Source organism: Streptomyces sp. 8N616, assembly GCF_052246385.1.
GTDB lineage: Bacteria > Actinomycetota > Actinomycetes > Streptomycetales > Streptomycetaceae > Streptomyces.
Window position 1 is genome coordinate 74,347 of record NZ_JBQQBY010000030.1, and the last position, 21,444, is coordinate 95,790.

21 protein-coding genes and 5 pseudogenes are annotated in these 21,444 nt (G+C 71.8%); 10 read left to right on the forward strand and 16 right to left on the reverse strand.

The genetic code is table 11. From position 1 onward, the window contains the following. Nucleotides 1–59 precede the first annotated feature (59 nt). Both ACTWQC_RS25465 and ACTWQC_RS25470 read right to left on the reverse strand, forming a co-directional pair. A pseudogene (locus ACTWQC_RS25465) lies at nt 60–248 on the reverse strand (ATP-binding cassette domain-containing protein); the annotation flags it as partial. A gap of 58 nt (nt 249–306) precedes the next feature. After that, nucleotides 307–954 (reverse strand): HAD family hydrolase, encoded by a 648-nt coding sequence (locus tag ACTWQC_RS25470; RefSeq protein ID WP_443318122.1) that lies wholly within the window; start codon nt 952–954, stop codon nt 307–309. A gap of 112 nt (nt 955–1,066) precedes the next feature. Here ACTWQC_RS25470 and ACTWQC_RS25475 point away from each other — a divergent pair, with 112 nt between their 5' ends. Together ACTWQC_RS25475 and ACTWQC_RS25480 are read left to right on the forward strand one after the other, a co-directional pair. Beyond that, entirely contained in the window at nt 1,067–1,435 is a 369-nt protein-coding gene (locus tag ACTWQC_RS25475) for a hypothetical protein (RefSeq protein WP_443318123.1), read from the forward strand. Between the two features lie 19 nt (nt 1,436–1,454). After that, a complete protein-coding gene (locus ACTWQC_RS25480; RefSeq protein WP_443318147.1) occupies nt 1,455–1,895 on the forward strand; it encodes a hypothetical protein in 441 nt (146 codons plus the stop codon). A 38-nt stretch (nt 1,896–1,933) separates the two neighbouring features. Here the strand turns inward: ACTWQC_RS25480 and ACTWQC_RS25485 are convergent, their stop codons facing one another. The 3 genes from ACTWQC_RS25485 to ACTWQC_RS25495 form a co-directional block, all read right to left on the reverse strand. Beyond that, complete coding sequence (locus ACTWQC_RS25485; protein WP_443318124.1) at nt 1,934–2,437, reverse strand: GNAT family N-acetyltransferase; 504 nt, start codon at nt 2,435–2,437, stop codon at nt 1,934–1,936. Nucleotides 2,438–2,579: 142 nt separating this feature from the next. Beyond that, nucleotides 2,580–3,164, reverse strand: coding sequence for a sigma-70 family RNA polymerase sigma factor (locus ACTWQC_RS25490; RefSeq protein WP_443318148.1), 585 nt, complete (start codon nt 3,162–3,164; stop codon nt 2,580–2,582). A gap of 188 nt (nt 3,165–3,352) precedes the next feature. Next, complete coding sequence (locus tag ACTWQC_RS25495; protein ID WP_443318125.1) at nt 3,353–4,498, reverse strand: glycerophosphodiester phosphodiesterase; 1,146 nt, start codon at nt 4,496–4,498, stop codon at nt 3,353–3,355. Between the two features lie 303 nt (nt 4,499–4,801). On the opposite strand from ACTWQC_RS25495, the gene ACTWQC_RS25500 reads away from it, so the two are divergent. Further along, the gene (locus tag ACTWQC_RS25500; protein ID WP_443318126.1) at nt 4,802–5,473 is read left to right on the forward strand and encodes a lysophospholipid acyltransferase family protein; all 672 of its coding nucleotides are present in this window, start codon (nt 4,802–4,804) and stop codon (nt 5,471–5,473) included. A gap of 85 nt (nt 5,474–5,558) precedes the next feature. Here the strand turns inward: ACTWQC_RS25500 and ACTWQC_RS25505 are convergent. From ACTWQC_RS25505 to ACTWQC_RS25525, 5 genes and pseudogenes are all read right to left on the reverse strand, one after another. Next, a pseudogene (locus ACTWQC_RS25505) lies at nt 5,559–6,061 on the reverse strand (MFS transporter); the annotation flags it as partial. 38 nt (nt 6,062–6,099) lie between these two features. Beyond that, a pseudogene (locus tag ACTWQC_RS25510) lies at nt 6,100–6,183 on the reverse strand (TetR family transcriptional regulator); the annotation flags it as partial. 11 nt (nt 6,184–6,194) lie between these two features. Next, on the reverse strand, nt 6,195–7,169 hold the full coding sequence (locus ACTWQC_RS25515) for an aldo/keto reductase (RefSeq protein ID WP_443318127.1): 975 nt from the start codon (nt 7,167–7,169) through the stop codon (nt 6,195–6,197). A gap of 29 nt (nt 7,170–7,198) precedes the next feature. Next, nucleotides 7,199–8,629 carry an argininosuccinate lyase gene (gene argH / locus ACTWQC_RS25520; protein WP_443318128.1) on the reverse strand — a complete coding sequence of 477 codons (1,431 nt, stop codon included), beginning with the start codon at nt 8,627–8,629 and terminating at the stop codon, nt 7,199–7,201. 125 nt (nt 8,630–8,754) lie between these two features. After that, nucleotides 8,755–9,948, reverse strand: coding sequence for an argininosuccinate synthase (locus ACTWQC_RS25525; RefSeq protein WP_443318129.1), 1,194 nt, complete (start codon nt 9,946–9,948; stop codon nt 8,755–8,757). A gap of 450 nt (nt 9,949–10,398) precedes the next feature. On the opposite strand from ACTWQC_RS25525, the gene ACTWQC_RS25530 reads away from it, so the two are divergent. The 3 genes from ACTWQC_RS25530 to ACTWQC_RS25540 are packed head-to-tail and all read left to right on the forward strand — an operon-like array spanning nt 10,399 to nt 13,160. Continuing rightward, nucleotides 10,399–11,784, forward strand: a complete 1,386-nt coding sequence (locus ACTWQC_RS25530; RefSeq protein ID WP_443318130.1) for a ferredoxin reductase family protein — start codon at nt 10,399–10,401, stop codon at nt 11,782–11,784. 4 nt (nt 11,785–11,788) lie between these two features. After that, nucleotides 11,789–12,388, forward strand: coding sequence for an FMN-binding protein (locus ACTWQC_RS25535; RefSeq protein ID WP_443318131.1), 600 nt, complete (start codon nt 11,789–11,791; stop codon nt 12,386–12,388). A 31-nt stretch (nt 12,389–12,419) separates the two neighbouring features. After that, entirely contained in the window at nt 12,420–13,160 is a 741-nt protein-coding gene (locus ACTWQC_RS25540) for an FAD:protein FMN transferase (RefSeq protein WP_443318149.1), read from the forward strand. A 57-nt stretch (nt 13,161–13,217) separates the two neighbouring features. Here ACTWQC_RS25540 and ACTWQC_RS25545 read toward each other — a convergent pair whose 3' ends face one another. From ACTWQC_RS25545 to argC, 5 genes are read right to left on the reverse strand one after another with little or no spacing between them, the layout of a single operon-like run. Next, nucleotides 13,218–13,784: an arginine repressor gene (locus ACTWQC_RS25545; RefSeq protein ID WP_443318150.1), complete on the reverse strand. Its 567-nt coding sequence runs from the start codon at nt 13,782–13,784 to the stop codon at nt 13,218–13,220. 5 nt (nt 13,785–13,789) lie between these two features. Then, entirely contained in the window at nt 13,790–14,983 is a 1,194-nt protein-coding gene (locus ACTWQC_RS25550; protein ID WP_443318132.1) for an acetylornithine transaminase, read from the reverse strand. Beyond that, the gene (gene argB, locus ACTWQC_RS25555) at nt 14,980–15,894 is read right to left on the reverse strand and encodes an acetylglutamate kinase (protein WP_443318133.1); all 915 of its coding nucleotides are present in this window, start codon (nt 15,892–15,894) and stop codon (nt 14,980–14,982) included. Before argB ends, ACTWQC_RS25550 begins: the two co-directional genes overlap by 4 nt. After that, nucleotides 15,891–17,042, reverse strand: coding sequence for a bifunctional glutamate N-acetyltransferase/amino-acid acetyltransferase ArgJ (argJ, locus tag ACTWQC_RS25560; protein ID WP_443318134.1), 1,152 nt, complete (start codon nt 17,040–17,042; stop codon nt 15,891–15,893). The genes argB and argJ overlap by 4 nt, the downstream gene beginning before the upstream one ends. Further along, entirely contained in the window at nt 17,039–18,067 is a 1,029-nt protein-coding gene (gene argC, locus ACTWQC_RS25565; RefSeq protein ID WP_443318135.1) for an N-acetyl-gamma-glutamyl-phosphate reductase, read from the reverse strand. The genes argJ and argC overlap by 4 nt, the downstream gene beginning before the upstream one ends. Nucleotides 18,068–18,349: 282 nt before the next feature. Here argC and ACTWQC_RS25570 point away from each other — a divergent pair, with 282 nt between their 5' ends. Beyond that, a complete protein-coding gene (locus ACTWQC_RS25570) occupies nt 18,350–19,540 on the forward strand; it encodes an NAD(P)/FAD-dependent oxidoreductase (protein WP_443318136.1) in 1,191 nt (396 codons plus the stop codon). Nucleotides 19,541–19,550: 10 nt separating this feature from the next. After that, complete coding sequence (locus ACTWQC_RS25575) at nt 19,551–20,489, forward strand: sigma-70 family RNA polymerase sigma factor (protein WP_443318137.1); 939 nt, start codon at nt 19,551–19,553, stop codon at nt 20,487–20,489. A 155-nt stretch (nt 20,490–20,644) separates the two neighbouring features. On the opposite strand, the pseudogene ACTWQC_RS25580 reads toward ACTWQC_RS25575, so the two are convergent. Continuing rightward, a pseudogene (locus ACTWQC_RS25580) lies at nt 20,645–20,779 on the reverse strand (VOC family protein); the annotation flags it as partial. A gap of 12 nt (nt 20,780–20,791) precedes the next feature. Between ACTWQC_RS25580 and ACTWQC_RS25585 the strand changes: the two are divergent. Both ACTWQC_RS25585 and ACTWQC_RS25590 read left to right on the forward strand, forming a co-directional pair. Continuing rightward, nucleotides 20,792–20,998 (forward strand): MerR family DNA-binding protein, encoded by a 207-nt coding sequence (locus ACTWQC_RS25585; protein WP_443318138.1) that lies wholly within the window; start codon nt 20,792–20,794, stop codon nt 20,996–20,998. A gap of 59 nt (nt 20,999–21,057) precedes the next feature. After that, a pseudogene (locus tag ACTWQC_RS25590) lies at nt 21,058–21,430 on the forward strand (carboxymuconolactone decarboxylase family protein); the annotation flags it as partial. Nucleotides 21,431–21,444: the final 14 nt, after the last annotated feature.

The following is a 21,444-nucleotide window of genomic DNA, read 5'->3' on the forward strand; positions in this document are numbered from 1 at the left end:
ACCCTTGTCGCCGGAGTCCGAGCCGCAGGCGGAGAGCCCGAGGGTGAGGGCCCCTGCGGTGAGGACAGCAGGTTGAAGTGCTGGAAGACCATGCCGATACGGGTCCGCGCCTCGCGCAGGGCGGCGCTCGCACGCCGGCCCCGGCCGGCGAGGGCGGTGAGGTCCTGGCCGCCGACGGTGACCGTGCCGGAGCTGGGCCGCTCCAGCAGGTTCACGCACCGGATCAGGGTGGACGTGCCCGCTCCGCTGCCCGATCACCTGCGTCCTCGTATCGGACAGATCTGATCAGGTACTGGGACGGGCGCCTCAGCCGCCCGCCGTGATCGCCACTCCGTCGTCCGTGGCCTGCGCGGATACGGCCGACAGGTCGGCGACGACCACGTCCGCGGCCAGCTCCGCACGCTCATGGGTCGTGGCCACTGCCACGGTCCTCATCCCGGCGGCCCGGCCCGACGCCAGCCCCGCGGGAGCGTCCTCGAACACGGCGCAACGGGCGGGCTCTGCACCGAGCTTCACGGCCGCGAGCAGGAAGGGCTCCGGGTCGGGCTTGCCGCGGGTGATGTCGTCCGCGGCGACGAGCAGCGGCGGGTGGATGCCGACCTCGTGCAGCCGCGCCTCGGCCAGGCGGCGCGTGGCGGAGGTGACCACGGCCCAACTGCCGTCGGACAGCGAGGCGAGCAGCTCCTTGGTGCCGGGCAGGATGACGACGCCGCCGGACACGTCCTCGACCTCGAGCTGCTCGATACGGGCGAGGGCCTCCTGGATCCGCTCGGCGGGCAGCAGTTCGGCGATGATCTCCACAGCAGGGCGCCCGTGCAGCGGTACGCGGGCGAAGTCCTCGGCCGCTATCCCGTACTCCTGCGCCCACCGCGTCCAGCAGCGGATCACCGACTCCATGGAGGAGATCAGGGTTCCGTCCATGTCGAACAGCAGAGCGTCGGCGGAGATCTTCATGGTCCGCGAGCCTACGGGGTGGCTCCGGGGGCGCGTACAGCGGGATCAATCGGGCGCATTAGAGTCTTCCCATGCTGTTCAACCGCTCTTCGGCCTCCACGGCGAGGTCACGGTGATCGATGCGCTGACGGTTGCCGTCGGCGCGGCCGCGCTGGCGCTGGCCGCGTGGTGCGGTTTCGCCGCATACCGGGACCAGCCGACCAAGGACTGGCACTTCATCGGCATGGCCGTGGTGACGGTCCTCGTCGTCGTGCAACTGGTCGTGGGCGTGGTCCTGCTGGCGCGCGGCGAGAAGCCGGGCGACGGCACCGGCATCTTCGTCGCGTATCTGCTGGGCGCGGCAGCGGCCGTGCCCGCCGCGGGCTTCATGTCGCTGGCGGAGCGGACGCGCTGGGGTTCGGCGACCGTGGCGGCAGGAGCGGTGGTGCTGGCCGTGCTCGAGGTCCGGCTGTTCGACATCTGGGGAGCCTCCGGTGCCTGAATCGCTTCCTGAGTCCGCCGTGGCCGAGACGGCATCGACCGGCGCGGACGGCCGGTCAGGACCGGGCGCCGCGGGACGGCTCGGCCAGGGCCCGGGGCGACTGCTGGTCCTGCTGTACGGGGTGTTCACCGTCGGCGCGGCGTCCCGCTCGATCGCCCAGATGATCATGAAGTTCGAGGAGGCGCCGCTCGCGTACGTGCTGTCGGCGGTCGCCGCGGCCGTCTACGCGTTCATCCTCGTCTCGCTGGTGCGCGGCGGCGAGACCGCGCGCCGGCTGGCCATGGGCTGCTGCGCCGCCGAGCTCGTCGGCGTCCTGACCGTGGGCACCTGGACGCTCGTCGAACCGTCCGCCTTCCCGGACGCGACCGTCTGGTCCGACTACGGCATGGGCTATCTGTTCCTGCCCATGGTGCTGCCGGTGACCGGCCTGCTCTGGCTGCGCAAGGCCCGCCGGGCGTAACCGCACATCGCCCGACGGGCCCCTCTGGCGCGTTCGGTTCAGGCGCTGGCCACGAATGCCGTGGCCGCCCGGTCCTTCTCCAGCGTGATCAGGCTGAGCCGGCGGGAGACCTCCTCGGTGCCGACGGGCGCGTACCCGTACTTGCGGTAGAGCCGGAGGTTGCCCTGGCTGCGGTGGCCGGTGAACAGCCGGTACCGCTTGGCCGCCAGGTCCTCCGCGAGCCGCGCCTCGATCGCCCCGAGCAGCCGCCCGCCGAGGCCGTGCCGCTGCATCCGGGGATGCACGATCAGCTTGGCGAGGCTGGCGGTGCCGTCCTCGTCGACGGTGCCGCGCACCGAGCCGACGACCTCCTCGCCGAGCCGGGCCACGAGCACACGGCCCTGGCTCAGCTCGGCGCGGAGGTCGTCCAGCGTCTGGGTGAGCGGCTCGAGTGTGTAGTCGCCGTAGAGTTCCGCCTCACTCTGGTAGCACAGGTACTGCAGCTTCAGGATCTGCTCGGCGTCCTGCTCGGTAGCGTCAGAGATGGTCACGCTCGTGCCCATGTGCGCATGCCTCCCCTAGTCGGTCCGCCCGGGCGCATTGAGGGTGTTGGGATGCCCGGGCTGTGGGCCCTGACCGGAGCCGTCGTGGGGTGCTCCCCAGCTACCGCTGGGAGGTGCACGCCGCCTCCGTGGCGCCGGTCGGCTAACGCTCCCTTCCCCTGAAGTCCGAAGCCGCAACCTCCGCCAGCAGCATTCTGCGCAAACATCCAAGGCACCGGGAACGTACGGGCCCCAAACTGCCTTGTGAGATTCCCAACTCGCCTGCGACTTCGCGGTACGTGGGGTCCCTCGGCGACAGCATCGCGCGGAGCAGGCGCGGGCAGCGGCCGGGGAGCCGCGCGACGGCGGCGCGCAGCGTCTGCCGGGCCTCGGCGTCGAGGACGCGGTCCTCCACGGCCGTCCCAGGGTCGCCGATGCGGTCGGCGGCGGGGAGGGTGCGGGGGTTTGCGTGGCGGAGCGCATCCGGGGCGGCCGCGGGGGCGCGGCGGCCGTCGTACGGGACCTCGCGGCGCGCCCGGCGGCGGGCGCTGCGCACCTCCGTGCGGACGGCGGCGCGGAGCCAGGCCGCGGGGGCGGGCGGCGGCCCGGCGTCGCGGGTGTGCTCCAACAGGCGGAGCCAGACCCCCTGTTCGAGGTCGGCGGGGTCGACACCCGTGCCGTACGCCTCGGCTTCGGCCTCGGCGGCGAGGAGCGGGCGCAGCGCGCTGAGCAACTCGGTCGGTCCCATACCGACCGTGACACCGGCCACAGGCCCCCGGTTGCCCGGCCGCACCGAACTCACCCATCCGTGTGGCGCCACGCCCAAGGGGCTCCGCCGCCTTCACGCAAATCTGCCGCTTTTCTCCCCACGTTGCGGGGAGAAAAGCGGCAGATTGAACAGGGAGAAGGCGGGCCCGCTGCCTGGCGCGGCGCGCCCTACTCCCCGACGAAGTCCGCCCGCGCGAGCAGCGCCGTGTCGGCGTTGTCGGAGAAGATGCCGTCGATGCCCGTCTCGAAGTAGACCTTGAACGCGCCGAAGGCGTCCCCGTACGCAGTCGGGTCCGTGCCGCGGCGGAACTCGGCGGGCAGGAACTGGTTCTCGTTGCGCATCGTGTACGGGTGCAGGATCAGGCCCGCCTTGTGCGCATCCCGTACGAGCGTCGTCGGCTCGCCCAGCTTGCCGTCCGGCCCCGGCGGGATGACCAGGTCGAGGACCGGGCCGATGCCCTGCGCGAAGCCCGCAATCCACTTCAGCCCCTCCGGCGTGATGAGGTCCGCGGTCGTGCGCGGGTCGCCGGACTCCTCGAAGTCCCAGGGGCGGTAGTCCGCCGTCCACAGCAGGACGACCTTGGGGCAGTCGACGAGCCCCGCGAGCCGCTCGATGCTGCTCGGTTCGAAGGACTGGAGGAAGTTCGGCGAATCGTTTCTGTCACGCCCGTACGCACGCAGCAGCTTGGCCAGCCGCTCCTCCAGGCCGAGACCCAGCTTGCGGAAGTACGAGGGGTGCTTGGTCTCGACGTGCAACCAGACCGGCCGGCCGCGCTTGCGCCCCTGCTCGTCGGCCCACTGCAGCACCTCCTCGAAGGAGGGCACCTGCCAGCGGCCGTCGTAGAGGGTGTTCTCCTGGCGGACGGCCGGGATGCGCTCCTTGGCGCGCAGCGTCTTGAGCTCGGCGAGCGTGAAGTCCTCGGTGAACCAGCCGGTGAGCTGCTCGCCGTCGACCGTCTTCGTCGTCCTGCGGTCCGCGAACTCGGGGTGCGCGGCGACATCGGTGGTGCCGGTGATGTCGTTCTCGTGACGGCAGACCAGGTGCCCGTCCTTCGTCGGTACGAGGTCCTGCTCGATGACGTGCGCACCCATGTCGAGGGCGAGCTGGTACGAGCCGAGGGTGTGCTCCGGGCGGTAGCCGCTGGCGCCCCTGTGGGCGATGACGGTCGGTACCGGCAGGCGGCCGCGGTCACCGCTCCCCGCGGGCTCGGCGGCCGCCGCCGCACCGGACCCGCCGAACACCGCCGCTCCCGCGCCGAGTGCGGCCGCCGCGCCCAGAAGGGCCCGCCGTCTCGGCTGCTGCTCCTGCTCCATGAGCACTCCTCGCCTCTCATCCCATGCTGTGCCGGGTGCACTGCGAATGTGTGATTGTCCCGGTGTCCCGGAATTGTGTCCCGCACCTGACAAACAACGCCTGATCGTAGGCGTCCGCGCCTTGCGTGTGGGAGACAACGGCCAGAACGCGGTGGAAACACACGTCAACGTTGAGTATCAGAGGCGTGAACCCGACGTGCGATCCTGAAGGAGCCGCGAGTATCGTCCTCACCTGCACACTCGTGCGGTGGACAGCCTCCCGCGGTGTGTGACTGAAGCCGACCATGACGACCGGAGGGCCCTTTGTTGCGCATCCTGCTCAAGGCATTGCTGGGACTGCTCATGCGCGTCCTGTTCCGGCCGAAGGTCGAGGGCGCCGAGCACATCGCGGAGACCGGCCCGGTGATCCTGGCCGGCAACCACGTCACGTTCATCGACTCGATGTTCCTGTCCCTGGTGGTGAAGCGGCAGGTGCTCTTCATCGGCAAGGACGAGTACGTGACGGGCAAGGGCATCAAGGGCCGGGCGATGGCCTGGTTCTTCAGCAACATCGGCGGCATGATCCCGGTGGACCGGGACGGCGGGCACGGCGGTGTCGCGGCGCTGATGACCGGCCGCCGGGTGCTCGAGGAGGGCAAGGTCTTCGGTATCTACCCCGAGGGCACCCGCTCCCCCGACGGCCGCCTCTACCGCGGCCGTACGGGTGTGTCGCGGCTGGCCCTGATGACCGGCGCGCCGGTGGTGCCGTTCGCGATGATCGGCACCGACAAGGTGCAGCCGGGCGGCCGCGGCCGCCCGCACATCCACCCCGTCACCATCCGCTTCGGCAAGCCGCTGGACTTCTCCCGGTACGAGGGCATGGACCGCGACCGGTACGTGCTGCGGGCGGTGACCGACGAGGTGATGAGCGAGGTCATGCGGCTGTCGGGCCAGGAGTACGTGGACATGTACGCCACCAAGGCGAAGGCGGCGTAGATGCGTTCCGGCGCGGCCACCGTCGTTACCGGCCGCCGCGGCGGAACGAATCTCCTGGCTCCCGCTGGTGACGGCCGCGCCGAGGAGCGATGCCCAGCGCCGAGCCCAGTTCGTACGCCGTCTCGGACACGGCCGAGGCGGCGCCCGCCTGCTCCTTGGGGACGCTGGAGAGGATGACGTCCGCGGTGACGGTGAACGAGAAGCCCGCGCCGGCGCCGACGACCAGCAGCACCGCACCGACCAGCGGGTAGCCGGTGCCCGCGTGCAGCGGGGTCAGCGCGACGAGCGCGAGGCCGAGGGCCGCAAGACCGCCCGCGACGACCGCCCGTACGGAGCAGCGCCGGGCGACGATTCCGGCCACGAGCCCGGTCGCCACGGCGCCGACGGCGGCGGGCAGCTCGGCGAGCCCGGCCTCCAGCGGCTCGCGCTCCTGCACGAGTTGCAGGAACTGCGACAGGAAGAAGACCAGCCCCGACAGGCCCAGGATCGTGGGCAGGTCGGCCAGCGCGGCGCCGGAGAACTCGCGCGGTGCCGGAAGAGCCGCATGTCCAGCAGGGGCGCGGGGAGCGTGAGTTGGCGCCGGGCGAACAAGGGGAGGCCCTCCTCGACCAGCTGGGTGCCGAGCACTCCGAGCATGCGCGTACGAGCGCGTCCCGACCGGCGAACTGCCGGTGCACAGTGGCCCGGCTCATCCCGGCGGCCTTGGCGACGCGTGGGCGGCTCAAGCCCATGGCAGGGACGAGCGGTGGCGCCAGTAGGCGCCGGGGTCCTCCGCAAGTCCGGCGAGACGCGCGAGCTGCCGCTCGTCCAGTTCCACGTGCGCGGCCGCGATGTTGGACGCGAGCTGGCCGACCGTGGCCGCGCCGGAAAGGACTACCGTGGCCCACGGCTCATGGAGCACGGCAGCGAGGGCGACCGTGTCGCACGCCGTACCCGTCGCCTCGGCGATCGCGGTCACCTCCGGAGGAGCCTCCGCGGCCGTCGCCAGACGGCCGTTGGCCATGGCCTCCTTGACGATCACCGCGAGGCCCGCCTGATGGGCCTCGGCCAACGCCTGCCCGGCCGAGGTCTCCAGCACGTTGTACGTGGCCTGAACGCTCCTGAACAGCGGCTCACCGCCCACCGTGACGTCGAGCGCCGCGCGGATGGCATCCCCCTGCCCTGGCCCGCTCGTCGACAGCCCGATCGTCACGCCCTCGCCGGCGAGCCGGGCCAGGCGGTCGTGGAGCGCCCGGTCGGTGAGGGCGGGGCTGTCCGGCGTGACGGAGTGGACCTGGTACAGGTCGAGCCGCTTCCCCAGCAGCCGCCGGGTCTCGGCGAGCTGCTGGTCGTACGTCGCCACACCGTGGTCCTTGACCTCGTGCACCTCGGCGTCGGTGCGCCAGTCCGCGGTGTACGTGTAGCCCCACTTGCTGCCCACCACGACGTCCCGCGTGTCCGGGCGCCGCCGCAGCCAGTCCGCGAGAAACTCCTCGGACCGCCCGTACGAGCGCGCCACGTCGACGTACCGCACTCCGCGCTCGTACGCCGAATCCAGCAGCTCGTGCGCGCGCTCGCGCATCGCGTCGACCGTGCGACCGGCGGGCAGATCACGGCCCCGGCCGAGGTTGATGTACCCGGGCCGGCCGACGGCGGCCAGGCCGAGCCCGATGCGGGCGGTCGGCGTGGCGGCTTCCGCGAGCCGGGCGAAGGCCATGGCGAAACCTCCCAATCCCTCAGCTCTCCTCAGCCCTTGGCCGTCGCCCAGGCCTTCTGCTCCGCCAGGTCGGCCTTGACCTCGGCGAGCTGGACGGCCACCGCGGACGGCGCCGTGCCGCCGCGTCCGCTGCGCGAGGCGAGCGCGCCCGGCACGTTCAGGACCGTACGGACCTCCGGCGTCAGATGCGGCGAGATCTGGGCGAACTGATCGTCCGTCAGCTGATCCAGCTCGATGCCGTGCGCCTCGCACTCCTTGACGCACTCGCCCGCGACCTCGTGCGCCACGCGGAACGGCACACCCTGCCTGACCAGCCACTCCGCGATGTCGGTCGCCAGCGAGAACCCGGCAGGGGCCAGCTCCTCCATGCGCTCGCGGTTGACCGTGAGGGTCGCCATCATCCCGGTGAACGCGGGCAGCAGCACCTCCAGCGTGTCGCAGGAGTCGAAGACCGGCTCCTTGTCCTCCTGCAGGTCGCGGTTGTACGCGAGCGGGAGCGCCTTCAGCGTCGTCAGCAGGCCCGTCAGATTGCCGATCAGGCGCCCCGACTTGCCGCGGGCCAGCTCCGCGATGTCCGGGTTCTTCTTCTGCGGCATGATCGAAGAGCCGGTCGAGAACGCATCGTGGAGGGTCACGAAGGAGAACTCCTTCGTGTTCCAGATGATGACCTCCTCGGCGATCCGGGAGACGTCGATTCCGATCATCGCGGTGATGAAGGCGAATTCGGCGACGAAGTCACGGGAGGCCGTGCCGTCGATGGAGTTGCCCGAGGAGCCGCGCTCGAAGCCGAGGTCGGCGGCGACCGCCTCCGGGTCGAGGCCGAGCGAGGAGCCCGCGAGCGCGCCCGAGCCGTACGGCGAGACCGCCGTGCGCTCGTCCCACTGGCGCAGCCGCTCCGCGTCCCGGATGAGCGCCTGGACGTGGGCGAGGACGTGGTGGGCGAAGAGGACGGGCTGGGCGTGCTGGAGGTGCGTACGGCCCGGCATGGCGACGTCGGGGTGCGCCTCGGCGAGGCCGATGAGCGCCCCCTGGAGGTCGGCGATCAGGCCGCCGATGATGCGGGCGTGGTCCCGCAGGTACATCCGGAAGAGCGTCGCGATCTGGTCGTTGCGGGACCGGCCGGCCCGCAGCTTGCCTCCGAGGTCGGGGCCGAGCCGTTCCAGCAGCCCGCGCTCCAGGGCGGTGTGCACGTCCTCGTCGGCGATCGTGCCGGTGAAGCTGCCGTTGGCGACGTCGGCTTCGAGCCGGTCGAGTCCGGTGAGCATCCGCTCCAGCTCGTCGGCGGTCAGCAGCCCGGCCTTGTGGAGCACGCGCGCGTGGGCACGGGAACCGGCGATGTCGTACGGCGCGAGCCGCCAGTCGAAGTGGACGGACGCCGACAGCTTGGCCAGGGCCTCGGCCGGTCCGTCGGCGAACCGGCCGCCCCACAGCCGGACATCGCCACTGTTGCCGTTGCTCACTGCTTACGCTCCTCAAGGGTGGTGCTGCGTTTTCTGGGGGACGCCCCCCAGGCCCCCAGCCGACCGCCTCCCCGCCTTGTCACGGCGAGGATGCGGCTGTTGTGCCTGTGCCTGTGCCTATCGAATCAGGCCAGATCCCGCTTGGCCGCGATCTTCGACGACATGCCGAAGATCTCGATGAAGCCCTTCGACAGCGACTGGTCGAAGGTGTCACCCGTGTCGTACGTCGCCAGGTTGAAGTCGTACAGCGACTCCTGCGACCGCCGGCCCGTGACGACCGCCCGGCCTCCGTGCAGCGTCATCCGGATGTCGCCCGAGACATGCTCGCTGGCCTCGTTGACGAAGCCGTCGAGGGCCCGCTTGAGCGGGGAGAACCACAGGCCGTCGTAGACGAGCTCGCTCCACCGCTGCTCGACCTGCCGCTTGTAGCGGGCCAGCTCGCGCTCGACGGTGACGTTCTCCAGCTCCTGGTGCGCGGTGATCAGCGCGATCGCGCCGGGCGCCTCGTAGATCTCCCGGGACTTGATGCCGACGAGCCGGTCCTCGACCATGTCGATCCGGCCGATGCCCTGGGCGCCGGCCCGCTCGTTGAGCTGCTGGATCGCCTGGAGCACGGTGACGGGCTTGCCGTCGATGGCGACCGGGACGCCCTGCTTGAAGGTGATGGTCACCTCGTCGGCCTCGCGCGGGGTCGCCGGGTTCTCCGTGTACTCGTAGACGTCCTCGACCGGTCCGTTCCAGATGTCCTCGAGGAAGCCGGTCTCGACGGCCCGCCCGAAGACGTTCTGGTCGATGGAGTACGGGGACTTCTTGGTCGTCGCGATCGGCAGGCCCTTCTCCTCGCAGAAGGCGATCGCCTTGTCCCGGGTCATCGCGTAGTCCCGGACCGGGGCGATGCACTTCAGGCCGGGGGCGAGGGAGGAGATGCCCGCCTCGAACCGCACCTGGTCGTTGCCCTTGCCGGTGCAGCCGTGGGCGACGGTGGTCGCGCCGTGCTTCTTGGCGGCGGCGACGAGGTGCTTGACGATGGTGGGCCGGGAGAGCGCCGAGACCAGCGGGTAGCGGTCCATGTACAGCGCGTTCGCCTTGATCGCCGGGAGGCAGTACTCATCGGCGAACTCGTCCTTGGCGTCCGCGACCTCCGCCTCGACCGCACCGCAGGCGAGCGCGCGCTTGCGGATGACGTCCAGGTCCTCGCCGCCCTGGCCGACGTCCACGGCAACGGCGATGACCTCGGCGCCCGTCTCCTCGGCGATCCAGCCGATGGCGACGGAGGTGTCCAGGCCGCCTGAGTAGGCGAGTACGACGCGCTCGGTCACGGGTCTCTCCTTACGGTGCATTCACTGATGGAATAAGTATGCACTCCTCCGTATGTTTCGTCAACGGGCACCGAAGCGGAGCTGGAGGCGGCGCTCGGGAGGGCGGCCGACGGTGCGTGCGACGAGGTGCAGCCGTGCGCACGTCGGCGGACGAGGACCCGCGGCTACGGGCCACGGCCCGTACGGCCCGCCTCGCCTTGGGCACCCGGTCCGACCAGCGCGATCCCGGCCGGGGGCCCGCCAGAGCTGGTGGCACTGATCGATCACGACCGCCCACCTCCGCGAGAACGGCCGGAATCCGGAGCCACTTCGGCGAGGCCAACGGGCCGGGCGCGGGGGCGGTCGTCGTGAACCTCGCGGCGAATCCTCCCGGCCATTGAGTCGCCGCCCCGCCCTCTCCGTATCACTCGTCAACACAGGTCGCGCAGGGCGCCATGGGAGGCGAGACCGTTGACGACGACCATTCCGTACCAGGGCAGGGCCGCCAAGCGTCAGGCCGAGCGGCGCATGCGGCCGCGCCGCTCCCCCGAGAAACCCCTGCTCGCATTCCTGTGGGGCGGTGCAGTCGCGGTGCTCGGGCTGTGGTGGCAGAACACCACGGCGGTCTCGGCCACCGCCGACTGGCTCACCGGCGCGGGCCGGATCACCGGCCTGCTGTCCGGCTACTCCACCGCCGTCGTGGTCGCGCTGATGGCCCGGGTCCCCGCCCTCGAACGCCGGGTGGGTTCCGACCGGGTGACGCGCTGGCACGCGATGGCGGGCCGCTACACCGTCTGTCTCGTCCTCGCCCACATCGGGCTGATCGTGGGCGGCTACGCGACACAGGCGGGCACCGCCTTCGTCGAGCAGGCCTTCAGCGTCGTCCTCGACTATCCCGACATGATCGAGGCGGCCATCGGCACGGGCCTGCTGCTGCTCGTCGCCGGTATCTCGGCCGGCCTCGTACGCCGCCGGATCCGCTACGAGACCTGGTACTACCTGCATCTGCTGACCTACGCGGCGGTCTTCCTCGCCTTCTGGCACCAGCTCTCCACCGGCGCCGAATTCGCCACCGACCCGGCCGCCCGCACCGTCTGGTACGCGCTGTACGGCACGGCGACCGGGCTGGTGATCTGGTACCGGGTGCTCACGCCCGTACGCCTCAACCTCCGGCACCGCCTGCGCGTGGAGTCGACGGTCGACGAGGCGCCCGGCGTCGTCTCCGTGATCATGACCGGGCGGCGGCTCGACAAGCTGGGCGCGGAGGCCGGGCAGTTCTTCCGCTGGCGGTTCCTCGCCAAGAAGCTGCGCTGGACGGCCAATCCGTACTCGCTCTCCGCCACACCCCGCGACGACCGGCTCCGGATCACCGTGAAGGCCGCGGGCGACCACAGCACGGCACTGGCCAGGCTGGAGCCCGGCACCCGGGTCTGGGCGGAGGGGCCGTACGGCGCGCTCACCGCCGCCCGCAGGCAGCGCGGCCGCGGTACCAAGGTGCTGCTCATCGCGGGCGGGGCCGGGATCACCCCGATGCGCGCGCTCTTCGAGACGATCCCCGCCCGGCCCGGGGACCTGACCCTGCTCTACCGGGCGCGGCGGCACGAAGACCTGGCGCTGTGGGACGAGTTGAAGGCCATCGCGGACGCGCGCGGAGCCAAGCTGCTGTACGCGGTGAACGGACCGGACGGCGCCCGTCCCGAGATCAGCGCGGAGAACCTGCGCAGGGTCCTCCCCGACATCGACAAGCACGACGCGTATCTGTGCGGACCGCCGGGTCTTGCCGAGGAGTCCTTCGCCGCCCTGCGGGAGGCGGGCGTCCCGGCCCCCCGTATCCACCACGAGTCCTTCGAATGGTGAGCCCATGAAGAAGCATCCGATGCGGCGCGTGCTGCTGAGCACCGCCGCCACGGTCTCCGGCGTCGTGCTGCTGCTGGCGCTCAAGGCGCCGGGGCTGCCCGGCAGTTCGACACAGGCCGGGGCTCCGGTGGGCGGGCTGCCCGCGGCGCCGCCGGCCTCCGTCCCCGCCGCCTCCGCTCCCCCGGCCGGCGGCCAGGGGCAGTCGGAGCAGTTGGGCGGCGGGAACCCCGGCGGGCAGCAGGAGCCCCAGCAACCGGCTGAGCCGCCGCAGGAATCCGGGCAGCCGGAGGCGCCGGAGCAGCCCGCCGATCCCCCTGAGGCCGCCGCGCCCCGCACCGTCACCGGTGACACCGCGGAGACCGACTACGGTCCGGTGCAGGTCCGGATCACCGTGGCCGGAAGCCGGATCACGGAGGCCTCCGCGGTGCAGGCCCCTTCGTCGGCCCCGCGCTCCAAGGAGATCACGTCGTCGGCGGTCCCCCAGCTCAACAAGGCGGCGGTAGCGGCTCAGAGCAGCGCGATCGACGCCGTGTCCGGGGCTTCGTACACCAGCGAGGGCTATATCAGCTCCCTGCAGAGCGCACTGGACAAGGCCGGTGTCTGAGCGGCGGCGGCTGCGCCGCGTCGAACACGCGATGGGCACGGTGTTCTCGTTCGACATCCGCGGCGAGGCGGCCGCGCGGGCGAGCACGGCCGCGGCGGTGGACGAGGCCGTGCACTGGCTGCACGAGGTGGACCGGCTGTTCTCGCTCTACAAGCCGGAGAGCGAGCTGAGCCGGCTGGCCCGCGGCGAGCTGACCGCGGCGGAGTGCGATCCGCTGGTCTGCGAGGTGCTGGCCCTGTGCGAGGCCGCGGAGGCGCGCAGCGACGGCTGGTTCAGCACCCGGTACGCGGGCGGGCTCGACCCCACCGGGCTGGTCAAGGGGTGGGCGGTGGAGCGCGCTTCGCGGCTGCTGGCCGTCCGCGGTGTCGGCGACAGCTGCATCAACGGCGGCGGGGACATCCAGCTGAGCGGCCACCGGGAGGAGCGCCGTCCGTGGCGCATCGGCATCAGTGATCCGCTGCAGCCGGGCGAGCTCGTGGCCGTGGTCGAAGGGGCCGGGGAGCTGGCCGTGGCCACCTCGGGCACCGCGGAGCGCGGCTGCCACGTGCTGGACCCGCGTACCGGCGCCCCGCCCCGCCACCCGCTCGCCTCCGTCACCGTGCTGGCCCGCGGCCTGACCGCTGCGGACGCCTGGGCCACGGCGGCCTTCGCCCGGGGCTCGGCCGCGCGCGACTGGCTGGAGGAGCTCCCCGGCGTGGAGGCGGTCGCGGTGGGCCTCGACGGCAGCACCTGGTGCACGGCGGGCTTCCTGCAGTTCGCCGAGGTGGGGTGACTCGCGGCTGCGCGGGCCGCGTACGGGCTGCCGTACGCCCAGGGCGTACCGGGCAGTTCAGCGCGCCTTCTGCGCCAGCCGCAGCAGATGGTCCGCCAGAGCCTGGCCCCCGTCCGAGGCGCGGCTGATGAGGAGCAGCGTGTCGTCCCCCGCGATCGTGCCGAGGATGTCGTGCAGCTCCGCCTGGTCGATGGCCGAGGCGAGGAACTGGGCCGCGCCGGGCGGGGTGCGCAGCACCACCAGGTTGGCCGAGGCCTCGGCGGAGATGAGGAGTTCGCCGGAGAGGCGGCGCATCCGCTCCTCCTTGGCCGACTCGCCGAGCGGGGCCTTCGGCGTACGGTCACCGCCCTCGCTCGGCACCGCGTAGATCAGCTCGCCGCCGGTGTTACGGATCTTCACCGCGCCGAGCTCGTCCAGGTCGCGGGAGAGGGTGGCCTGGGTGACGGAGAGCCCGTCGTCGGCGAGCAGCTTGGCGAGCTGGCTCTGCGATCGCACCGGCTGCCGGTTGAGGATGTCGACGATCCGGCGGTGGCGCGCGGTACGGGTCTGCGGTACGGCCTGCCCGCCGTGCTCGGGCCCTCCGTTGTCGGCTCTGCCGCGCTCGCTGTCCTGCGCCTCGGTCATCGTCGTCATTCTCCGGATCGTCGGTCCCCGTACGCGGCGTCGAGAACGGCCGGGAGCGCCCCGAGGAACGCGTCCACCTCGTCGTCACCGACGATCAGGGGCGGGGCGAGCCGCACCACGTCGGGCTGAAGAGCGTTCACCAGGAGACCGGCGTCCTGCGCCGCCCGCTGCACCCCGGGCGCAACGGACTCGGTGAGCACCATACCCAGCAGGAGGCCCGCGCCGCGGACATGGCCGACGAGCGGGTGCCCGAGCGCCTCGATTCCGGAGCGCAGCCGCTCGCCGATGCGCTTGACCTGGTCGAGGATTCCCTCGGTCTGGATGGTGTCGAGGACGGCGAGCGCGGCGGCGCACGCGACCGGGTTCCCGCCGAAGGTGGAGCCGTGCTGACCCGGCGTCAGGAGGTCGGCGGCCGCCCCGAAGGCGATGGTGGCGCCGATCGGCAGGCCGCCGCCGAGGCCCTTGGCCAGGGTGACCACATCGGGCTCGACGCCCTGGGCCTGGTGCTCGAACCAGTGGCCCGTACGGCCGATGCCGGTCTGGACCTCGTCGAGGACGAGCAGCGTGCCCGTGGCGCGGGTGATCTCGCGGGCGGCGGCCAAGTAGCCCTTGGGCGGGACGACGACGCCGTTCTCGCCCTGGACGGGTTCGAGGACGACGAGGGCGGTGTCCGTGGTGACGGCCGCCCGGAGCGCGTCCGCGTCCCCGTACGGCACATGGGTGACCTCGCCGGGCAGCGGCAGGAAGGGGTCCTGCTTCGCGGGCTGTCCGGTGAGTGCGAGGGCGCCCATGGTGCGGCCGTGGAAGCCGCCGAGGGCGGCGACCATGTGGGTACGGCCGGTGCGCCGCCCGATCTTGAAGGCCGCTTCGACCGCCTCCGCACCGGAGTTGGAGAAGTAGACCCTCCCCGGGCGGCCGAGGAGCTGGAGCAGCCGCTCGGCGAGGGCGACGGGCGGTTCGGCGACGAAGAGGTTGGAGACGTGCCCGAGCGTCGCGATCTGGTCCGACACGGCCAGGACGACGGCCGGGTGGGCGTGGCCGAGGGAGTTGACGGCGATGCCGCTGACGAAGTCGGTGTACTCGGTGCCCTCGGCGTCCCAGACCTTGGTGCCCTCGCCGCGGACGAGGGGCAGCCGCGGCGTGCCGTAGTTGTCCATCAGGGCGCCCTGCCAGCGCTGGGTCAGCTCCTGGTTGGTCATGCGTGCCCCTCCTCGGACGTATCGGGCGAGTCGGGCACGACCATCGTGCCGATGCCCTCGTCGGTGAAGATCTCCAGCAGGATCGAGTGCTGGACGCGGCCGTCGATGACGCGCGCGGTGTGTACGCCGTTGCGTACGGCGTACAGGCAGCCCTCCATCTTGGGGACCATGCCGCTGGCGAGGCCGGGCAGCAGCTTCTCCAGCTCGCTCGCGGTGAGTCTGCTGATCACGTCGTCGCTGTTCGGCCAGTCCTCGTACAGGCCCTCGACGTCGGTGAGGACCATCAGCGTCTCGGCGCCCAGCGCGGCGGCGAGCGCGGCAGCGGCGGTGTCCGCGTTGATGTTGTAGACGTGGCCGTCGTCGGCGCTGCGGGCGATGGAGGAGACGACGGGGATCCGGCCGTCGTCCAGCAGCGCCTGGATGGCGCCCGCGTCGATCTCGGTGATATCGCCGACCCGGCCGATGTCCACGGTCTCGCCGTCGATCCGGGCGTAGCGCTTGGTCGCGGTCATGGTGTGCGCGTCCTCGCCGGTCATGCCGACCGCGAGCGGGCCGTGCTGGTTGAGCAGCCCGACGAGCTCGCGCTGCACCTGCCCGGCGAGCACCATCCGTACGACGTCCATCGCCTCGGGCGTGGTCACGCGAAGGCCGGCCTTGAACTCCGAGACCAGGCCCAGCTTGTCGAGGTGCGCGCTGATCTGCGGGCCGCCGCCGTGCACGACGACCGGCTTGAGTCCGGCGTGCCGCAGAAAGACCACGTCCTGGGCGAAGGCGGCCTTCAGCTCCTCGTCGACCATGGCGTTGCCACCGAACTTGATGACGACGGTCTTGCCGTGGTGGCGGGTCAGCCAGGGCAGCGCCTCGATGAGGGTCTGCGCCTTGGGCAGGGCGGTGTGCTTACGGGTGCTCATGAGGAGTAGGCGCTGTTCTCGTGGACGTAGTCGGCGGTGAGGTCGTTGGTCCAGATGACCGCGGAGTCGGAGCCCGCGGCCAGGTCGGCGGTGATACGGACCTCGCGGTAGCGCATGTCGACCAGATCGCGGTCCTCGCCGACCGACCCGTTCCTGCAGACCCAGACGTCGTTGATGGCGACGTTCAGCCTGTCCGGCTCGAAGGCGGCTGAGGTGGTGCCGATCGCGGACAGCACCCGGCCCCAGTTGGGGTCCTCTCCGTGGATGGCGCACTTGAGGAGGTTGTTGCGGGCGATGGAGCGGCCCACCTCGACGGCGTCGTCCTCGCTCGCCGCGCCCACGACCTCGATGCGGATGTCCTTGGAGGCACCCTCGGCGTCGCCGATGAGCTGGCGGGCCAGGTCGTCGCAGACCTGGGTGACCGCGTCGGCGAACGCGTCGTAGCCGGGCGTGACTCCGGAGGCCCCGGAGGCGAGCAGCAGCACGGTGTCGTTGGTGGACATGCAGCCGTCGGAGTCGACCCGGTCGAAGGTCGTACGGGTCGCGGCGCGCAGCGCCTTGTCCAGCGCCGGCGCCTCGAGGTCGGCGTCGGTGGTGAGGACGACGAGCATGGTGGCCAGACCGGGGGCGAGCATGCCCGCGCCCTTGGTCATGCCGCCGACGGTCCAGCCTTCGCCCTCGGCGACGGCCGTCTTGTGGACGGAGTCCGTGGTCTTGATGGCGATGGCGGCCTTCTCGCCGCCGTGTGCAGAGAGTTCGGCCGCGGCCTTCTCCACGCCGGGCAGCAGCTTGTCCATGGGCAGCCGGATGCCGATCAGGCCGGTGGAGGCGACGGCGACCTCGGCCGCGCTCTCACCGAGCACGTCCGCGACCTTCTCGGCGGTTGCGTGGGTGTCCTGGAAGCCGAGCGGTCCCGTACAGGCGTTGGCGCCACCGGAGTTGAGGATCACGGCGGAGACCCGGCCGCCCTTAAGGACCTGCTCGGACCAGAGGACGGGGGCGGCCTTGACGCGGTTGGAGGTGAAGACGCCCGCGGCGGCGCGGCGCGGCCCGGTGTTGACGACGAGCGCCAGGTCGGGGTTGCCGTTCTCTTTGATCCCGGCGGCGATGCCCGCCGCCGTGAATCCCTTTGCTGCCGTGACGCTCAAGGCGCGACTCCGATCGTGGAAAGTCCCGTCTCCTCGGGCAGTCCGAGGGCGACGTTCATGCTCTGCACCGCGCCGCCCGCGGTGCCCTTGGTCAGGTTGTCGATGGCGCTGATCGCGACGATGCGGCCGGCGGCCTCGTCGTAGGCGACCTGGATCAGTGCGGCGTTCGATCCGTACACGGCCGCGGTGGACGGCCACTGGCCCTCCGGCAGCAGGTGGGTGAACGGCTCGGTGGCGAGCGCCTTCTCGTACGCCTCCCGGACCTGGAGCGGAGTCGTCCCCGGCCTGGCCTTCACATGGCAGGTGGCGAGGATGCCGCGGGGCATGGGCGCGAGGGTGGGGGTGAAGGAGACGGTGACCTCTTCGCCCGCCGCGGCCGAGAGGTTCTGGACCATCTCGGGGGTGTGGCGGTGGCCGCCGCCGACGCCGTACGGGCTCATGGAGCCCATGACCTCGCTGCCCAGCAGGTGCGGCTTGGGCGACTTGCCCGCGCCCGAGGTGCCGGAGGCGGCGACGATCACGGCCTCCGGCTCGGCGAGCCCGGCCGCATACGCCGGGAAGAGGGCGAGGGAGACGGCGGTCGGGTAGCAGCCGGGGACCGCGATGCGCTTGGACCCCTGCAGCGCGCCGCGGGCCCCGGGCAGCTCGGGCAGGCCGTAGGGCCAGGTGCCCGCGTGCGGGGAGCCGTAGAACTTCTCCCAGGCCGCCGCGGACCGGAGCCGGAAGTCGGCGCCGCAGTCGACGATCAGGACGTCCTCGCCGAGCTCGTCAGCGACGGCGGCGGACTGCCCGTGAGGCAGGGCGAGGAAGACCACGTCGTGGCCGGCGAGGGCCGCGGGGGTGGTCGGCTCGAGCACGCGGTCGGCGAGCGGCAGCAGGTGCGGCTGGAGGGCGCCGAGCCGCTGACCCGCGTTCGAGTTCCCCGTCAGGGCACCGACCTCGACCTCGGGGTGCGCGAGCAGCAGACGGAGCAGTTCCCCGCCCGCGTATCCGCTCGCTCCCGCCACTGCCGCTCGCACTGCCATCGAAATCCTCCTCATCGATGGCATGACTATACGGACTGCGGCAGCTTTATGCAATGCAGGCCGCCCCGGCCGGCGCTTGACTTGTGTGACGCCGACCGATCGTTCGCCATCTCGATCCGTAGTTGGCCATCGCCCCGTTTCGACTGCCCAGGACAGGTCCAAGCGTCTGTCGGAGGCTCAGCCGCTCGTCTTAGTTCGGTGACCCGCGTCACACCCGGCTCCTGTCAGCAATCGGGGCGCCGTCCCGTTCGAAGGGCACGCGAACGAGACAGGAGCAACGCCATGAAGCACCGCATCGTCGTACTCGGCGCCGGATATGCCGGGGCCTTCGCCGCCGGAAACCTGGCCCGCCGGCTCTCCCCCGCCGACACCGAGATCACCGTCGTCAACGCCGTGCCCGACTTCGTTGAGCGGATGCGGCTCCACCAGCTCGCGATCGGCCAGGACCTGGCGTTCCGCAAGCTCGCCGACGTATTCGCGGGCACCGGGGTGCGGCTGCGCCTGGCGCGCGTCACCGGCGTCGACCCCGAGCGCAGGACCGTCGCCGTGACCGGCGAGGACGGCGATGGCGAGCTCGCGTACGACACGCTTCTCTACGCGCTCGGCAGCTCCGTAGCCCGCCATGGCGTCCCCGGCGTGGCCGAGTACGCCTTCGATGTGACCGGCCGGTCCTCGGCGCTGCGTCTGCGCGAGCGCCTGGCCGGCCTGGGCGAGGGCGGCACCGTGCTGGTCGTCGGTGAGGGGCTGACCGGCATCGAGACCGCCACCGAGTTCGCCGAGTCCCGGCCCGACCTCTCGGTCGCGCTCGCCGCCCGCGGCGAGCTGGGCGCCTGGCTCTCCCCGAGGGCCCGCCGTCACCTGCGCCATGCCTTCGACCGGCTCGGCATCACCGTCCACGAGCACACCGGCATCGAAGCCGTCGAGCCGGCACGGGCGATCGCCGCAGACGGTACGTCCATCCCGGCCGACGTGACCGTGTGGTCGGCCGGGTTCGCCGTGCACCCCATCGCGGCCGCCAGCGGCCTGGAGGTCGCCGAGACCGGCCAGATCGTCGTCGACCGCACCATGCGCTCGGTCTCGCACCCGGACGTCTACGCCGCCGGTGACTGCGCCTACGCGATCGGCGAGAACGGCCGGCCGCTGCCGATGTCCTGCGCCTCGGCCGGCTTCACCAACATGCAGGCGACCGCCGCGATCATCGCGCGCCTGACGGGCAGCGAGGTCCCGACCACCGGGCTGAAGTACCACGGCAACCACATCAGCCTCGGGCGGCGGGACGCGATCTTCCAGATGGTGGACGGGGACGTCCGGTCGAAGTCCTGGTACCTGGGCGGCCGGACCGCTGCGCGGCTCAAGTCGGGCGTGCTCAAGGGGGCCGGGTGGGGCATCGCCCACCCGACCTTCGGCATGCCGAAGCGCAAGCGCCGCCTGGCCACCGCGCCTGACCGGGCCGGTGTGAGGGTCGCCGCGTAGGTTGTTCCGCATGGACAGCGCAGCCATCGATCGGTTCGAGGCCAGCCGGGGCCGGCTGGCCTCGCTCGCGTACCGTCTGCTCGGCTCGGCCGCCGACGCCGAGGACGCCGTGCAGGACACGTTCCTGCGCTGGCAGGCCGCAGACCGCGAACGGGTCGAGGTGCCGGAAGCGTGGCTGACCAAGGTCGTCACCAATCTCTGCCTCGACCGGCTCCGCTCGGCGCAGGCGCGCCACGAGCGAGCGGCCGGTGCCTGGCTGCCCGAGCCGCTCCTCGAGGGCGACCCGATGCTCGGCCCGGCCGACACCTTCGAGCAGCGCGAATCGGTGTCCTTGGCCGTACTGACCCTCTTGGAGCGCCTCTCGCCGGTCGAGCGGGCCGTCTACGTCCTGCGTGAGGCTTTCTCGTACCGCCACGCCGAGATCGCCGGGATCCTCGACATCACCGAGTCCGCGAGCCAGCAGCATGTCCACCGGGCCCGGATCCGAGTCGCCACCGAGCGCCGCCGCGGCGGCGAGGCCGACCCCGCGTCCGCGCGCCGGGTCGTCGAGGAGTTCCTCGCCGCCGCCACGTCGGGGCGCACCGAACGGCTGGTGGCGCTGCTCACCGACGACGCGACGATGGTCTCGGACGGCGCCGGACTGGCCAGGCGGCTGCTGCGGTACAACACACGCGAGCGCATCGCCGCCTACGTGCGGGCCGGCTTCAAGCCCACGCCCGCGAAGCGGCGGCTGGCCGGCGGCTCCCCCGCGATCCACCTCGCGCTGGTCAACGGCTCCCCGGCCGCCCTCGCCGTGGTCGACGACCGGGTCGTGGGCGTCGTGTGGTTCGAAGTCAGCGACGGCAAGGTCGCGTCCCTGTGCGGCATCGCCGCCGCGGCCCGGCTCGAGCGCATCAATGAGGCCTGGCGGCAGCACGAACCCGACGCGCCGGTCATCAACGCATGGTGACCAGAGCCACCGGAATCCAGTGACCTGAGTCGGAGCGAGGACGGCACCCCTTCGGCCCCCGCGCTGCACAGCATCACGGGGGCCGAGCACGTCGTTCTCCCGAATCAGACTCGGCCATGCCGTTCGGATCCCCGATGGCCAACTATCGGTCGACACAGGGGCAGATGGACGCGGTCTGGCACGGTCTTCACGCCGGGCGTGCGGAGGAACTCGAGATACGGGCCGACACCCTTGGCGGAGCGCAACACCGCATGATCGTCGGTCACCTCGTGCAGGGTCCAGTCCATCGCGGGGAGACCGGCATGTCCATCGCCGCCATGCAGAGCTTCGCGCGACTGCGGGCCGGTGGCGACAGCACGGTCGGCGACCGGCTCGCCATGTTGCGCGACCACCGGAGCCGGCTGGCCGAACGCATTCGCAGCCTGCAGCAGAACGCCGCGGCCCTGGACGAGAAGATCGACCACGATGAGCGGCTCCTCGACGAGCAGCCCGGAACGGACCACGTATGAGCACCACGGCCACCACCGGCGATGCCGCCGAGACCCGCCAGGACCGCTTCGACCACGGCATGGAGGTCCTGACCCGCATAGACGGGGAGGCCGGCAGCGGGTCATCGACTCCCTGGCCGACATCTCGCCCAAGCTCGGCCATGAGGTCGTCGCCTGGGCCTTCGGCGACATCTACGACCGTCCGGGCCTGGCCCCGCGCGACCGGCAACTAGTCACGCTCGGCCTGCTCACCGCCCTCGGCGGATGCGAGCCCCAGCTGGAGGTCCGCATCAACGCCGCCCTCAATTCGGCCTCGCCCCCGAGGAGATCGTCGAGGCACTGCTGCACTCCGCCGTCTACTGCGGCATGCCCAAGGCACTCAACGCGACCTTCGTCGCCAAGAAGGTCTTCGGCGAGCGCGGCCTACTCCCCGTCGGGGCGCAGCAACAGCCCCGGCCGTCCGCGGA

Excerpts from the sequence above, each read along its gene's own strand:
- ACTWQC_RS25515 (WP_443318127.1), bottom strand. The coding sequence starts at position 7,169 with ATGGCCTTCGCCCGGCTCGCGGAAGCCGCCACGCCGACCGCCCGCATC.
- ACTWQC_RS25570 (WP_443318136.1), top strand. The coding sequence starts at position 18,350 with ATGAAGCACCGCATCGTCGTACTCGGCGCCGGATATGCCGGGGCCTTC.
- ACTWQC_RS25470 (WP_443318122.1), bottom strand. The coding sequence starts at position 954 with ATGAAGATCTCCGCCGACGCTCTGCTGTTCGACATGGACGGAACCCTG.
- ACTWQC_RS25485 (WP_443318124.1), bottom strand. The coding sequence starts at position 2,437 with ATGGGCACGAGCGTGACCATCTCTGACGCTACCGAGCAGGACGCCGAG.
- ACTWQC_RS25535 (WP_443318131.1), top strand. The coding sequence starts at position 11,789 with ATGAAGAAGCATCCGATGCGGCGCGTGCTGCTGAGCACCGCCGCCACG.
- ACTWQC_RS25495 (WP_443318125.1), bottom strand. The coding sequence starts at position 4,498 with ATGGAGCAGGAGCAGCAGCCGAGACGGCGGGCCCTTCTGGGCGCGGCG.
- ACTWQC_RS25490 (WP_443318148.1), bottom strand. The coding sequence starts at position 3,164 with ATGGGACCGACCGAGTTGCTCAGCGCGCTGCGCCCGCTCCTCGCCGCC.
- ACTWQC_RS25585 (WP_443318138.1), top strand. The coding sequence starts at position 20,792 with ATGTCCATCGCCGCCATGCAGAGCTTCGCGCGACTGCGGGCCGGTGGC.
- ACTWQC_RS25575 (WP_443318137.1), top strand. The coding sequence starts at position 19,551 with ATGGACAGCGCAGCCATCGATCGGTTCGAGGCCAGCCGGGGCCGGCTG.
- argB (WP_443318133.1), bottom strand. The coding sequence starts at position 15,894 with ATGAGCACCCGTAAGCACACCGCCCTGCCCAAGGCGCAGACCCTCATC.
- ACTWQC_RS25550 (WP_443318132.1), bottom strand. The coding sequence starts at position 14,983 with ATGACCAACCAGGAGCTGACCCAGCGCTGGCAGGGCGCCCTGATGGAC.
- argC (WP_443318135.1), bottom strand. The coding sequence starts at position 18,067 with ATGGCAGTGCGAGCGGCAGTGGCGGGAGCGAGCGGATACGCGGGCGGG.
- ACTWQC_RS25540 (WP_443318149.1), top strand. The coding sequence starts at position 12,420 with ATGGGCACGGTGTTCTCGTTCGACATCCGCGGCGAGGCGGCCGCGCGG.
- ACTWQC_RS25545 (WP_443318150.1), bottom strand. The coding sequence starts at position 13,784 with ATGACCGAGGCGCAGGACAGCGAGCGCGGCAGAGCCGACAACGGAGGG.